Source organism: Motilibacter deserti (assembly GCF_011250635.1).
GTDB lineage: Bacteria > Actinomycetota > Actinomycetes > Motilibacterales > Motilibacteraceae > Motilibacter_A > Motilibacter_A deserti.
Genome location: NZ_JAANNP010000178.1, coordinates 1 through 2,809, shown reverse-complemented (window position 1 = coordinate 2,809; position 2,809 = coordinate 1). Strand labels below are relative to the sequence as shown.

Genomic DNA, 2,809 nt, shown 5'->3' with positions numbered 1-2,809 from the left:
CCCCGCGCTAGCCGGGCTGCCGGCTCAGGCCGTGCGCAACCCGGGCGCCTCGGCCATGGCCTCGGCCAGCCCCTCCCGCCAGTCCCTGATCGGCTCCAGCCCGGCCGCCGCCCAGCGCTCGTGCCCGAGCACGCTGTAGGCCGGTCGCGGCGCCGGCCGGACGAACTTGTCGCTCGTGGTCGGCAGCACCCGCTGCGGGTCGTGGCCGGTCTCCTCGAACACCGCGCGGGCCAGCCCGTGCCACGTCGTCTCGCCGCTGCTGGTGCCGTGGTAGACGCCGCGCGGCGCGTCGGCGGCCCGCCCGAGCGCGAGCAGCTGCTCGGCCAGGTCGCGCGTCCAGGTCGGCTGACCGCGCTGGTCGTCGACCACGTCGATCGTCCCGTCCGGCCCCTTGTCACGGGCGAGCCGGGCCATCGTCGCGACGAAGTTGCGACCGTGCTCGCCGTAGAGCCACGCCGTGCGGACGACGTAGCCGCCCTCGGGGTGCAGGCGCAGGACGGCCTGCTCGCCCGCGAGCTTGCTCCGGCCGTACGCGTTGAGCGGCGCGGTCGGGTCGTCCTCGGCGTAGGGGGCGGTGGCGTCGCCGGGGAACACGTAGTCCGTCGACGGGTGCAGCAGCCGCGCGCCGGTCTGCGCGCAGGCGGCGGCGATCAGCGCGACCGCCTCGCCGTTGACCCGCGTCGCCTCGGCCTCGCGCTCCTCGGCCCCGTCGACGTCGGTCCAGGCTGCGCAGTTGACGACGACGCCCGGCCCGTCGTCGCCGGCGAGCCCGGACACGGCAGCCTGCACCGCGTCCGGGTCCAGCACGTCGAGGCCGGCCCGGTCACGCGCGTCGACCTGCTCGCCGGCCGCCTCGAGCACGGCGACCAGGTCGCGCCCGAGCATGCCCCCGGCGCCGGTGACGAGCCAGCGCATCAGCGGGCGAGGGCGGCGCGCTGCTTGAGCGGCTCCCACCAGGCGCGGTTGTCGCGGAACCACTGCACCGTGTCGGCGAGCCCCTGCTTGAACGGCACCTGCGGCGTGTAGCCCAGCTCCGCGGAGATCTTGGAGATGTCGACCGAGTAGCGCCGGTCGTGGCCCTTGCGGTCCTCGACGGGGACGACGCGGTCCCAGTCCGCGCCGAGCGCCTCGAGCAGCAGGCCGGTGAGCTCCTTGTTGGTGAGCTCGGTGCCGCCGCCGATGTTGTAGACCTCGCCCGGCCGGCCCTTCTCGAGCACGAGCGCGATGCCCCGGCAGTGGTCGTCGACGTGCAGCCAGTCGCGCACGTTGAGCCCGTCGCCGTAGAGCGGGACCGTCCCGCCGTCGAGCAGGTTGGTGACGAACAGCGGGATGACCTTCTCGGGGAACTGGTACGGCCCGTAGTTGTTCGAGCAGCGCGTGATGTTGATGTCGAGCTTGTGCGTGCGCGCGTAGGACCGGGCGATGAGGTCGCTGGAGGCCTTGGACGCCGCGTACGGGGAGTTCGGCTCCAGCGGGTGCGTCTCGGGCCAGGAGCCCTCGTCGATCGAGCCGTAGACCTCGTCCGTGGAGACGTGGACGAACTTGGACAGACCTGTGCGGAGCGCGGCGTCGAGCAGCGTCTGCGTGCCGACGACGTTCGTCATCACGAAGTCGGTGGCACCGAGGATGGAGCGGTCGACGTGCGACTCGGCGGCGAAGTGCACCACCGCGTCGGACGCACCGACGAGCTCCTCGGTCAGCTTCGGGTCGAGGATGTCGCCCTCGACGAAGGTGAGGCGCGGGCTGTCCTTCACGGGGTCGAGGTTCGCCAGGTTCCCCGCGTAGGTCAGCTTGTCGAGGACGACGACGTCGGTGTCGGCGAACGCCGGGTACCCCCCCGACAACAGGGTGCGGACGAAGTGCGAGCCGATGAAGCCGGCACCACCGGTGACCAAGACCGACAACGCTTCTCCTCAGATGGGACACCACGGTCGCCTCGACCCTACCGGCGGCGAGGGGCGCAGAACGCACTGTTTACCTGCGTGACCCGAACGCCACATCGTGTCGCCCGCTAGGGTCGTCGCGTGCGCGGAATCATCCTGGCCGGCGGCAGCGGCACGCGGCTGCACCCCATCACCCGGGGCATCAGCAAGCAGCTCATGCCGGTCTACGACAAGCCGATGATCTATTACCCGCTGACGACGCTCCTGCAGGCGGGCATCCGCGAGATCCTCATCATCACCACGCCCCAGGACGCCGACAGCTTCCGGCGCCTGCTCGGCGACGGCTCCGATCTCGGCATCCGGCTCGAGTACGCCGTGCAGCCCAAGCCGGAGGGGCTGGCGCAGGCCTTCGTCATCGGCGCGGACTTCATCGAGGACGAGAAGGTCGCGCTCGTGCTCGGCGACAACCTCTTCTACGGCGTCGGCCTGGACGAGCAGCTGAAGGCCAGTGCCGACATCGAGGGCGGCCGCATCTTCGCCTACCACGTCGCGGACCCGAAGGCCTACGGCGTCGTCGAGTTCGACGCCGACGGCGTCGCGGTCAGCATCGAGGAGAAGCCCGAGGACCCGCGCAGCAACTACGCGGTGCCGGGCATCTACTTCTACGACAACGAGGTGGTGGAGATCGCCCGCGGCCTCAAGCCGAGCGCACGCGGCGAGCTCGAGATCACGGCGGTCAACCAGGAATACCTCTCCCGCGGCCGGCTCACGGTGACCGTGCTGCCGCGCGGGACGGCATGGCTCGACACCGGGACGTTCGACTCGATGGTCGAGGCCTCCGAGTTCGTCCGGGTCATCGAGGCCCGGCAGGGGCAGAAGATCGGGTGCATCGAGGAGGCCGCCTGGCGCGAGGGCTGGCTCTCCGA

General features: G+C 71.5%; 3 protein-coding genes. 1 reads left to right on the top strand and 2 read right to left on the bottom strand.

The annotated features are described in order from the left end of the window. Positions 1–24 precede the first annotated feature (24 nt). A complete protein-coding gene (rfbD, locus tag G9H71_RS22030; protein ID WP_166284906.1) occupies positions 25–915 on the bottom strand; it encodes a dTDP-4-dehydrorhamnose reductase in 891 nt (296 codons plus the stop codon). Continuing rightward, the gene (gene rfbB / locus G9H71_RS22025) at positions 915–1,904 is read right to left on the bottom strand and encodes a dTDP-glucose 4,6-dehydratase (protein ID WP_166284905.1); all 990 of its coding nucleotides are present in this window, start codon (positions 1,902–1,904) and stop codon (positions 915–917) included. The genes rfbD and rfbB overlap by 1 nt, the downstream gene beginning before the upstream one ends. A gap of 120 nt (positions 1,905–2,024) precedes the next feature. Between rfbB and rfbA the strand changes: the two genes are divergently transcribed. Next, positions 2,025–2,809: glucose-1-phosphate thymidylyltransferase RfbA (gene rfbA / locus G9H71_RS22020; protein ID WP_166284904.1), on the top strand; the 785-nt coding region annotated here is incomplete at its 3' end.

Excerpts from the sequence above, each read along its gene's own strand:
- rfbD (WP_166284906.1), bottom strand. The coding sequence starts at position 915 with ATGCGCTGGCTCGTCACCGGCGCCGGGGGCATGCTCGGGCGCGACCTG.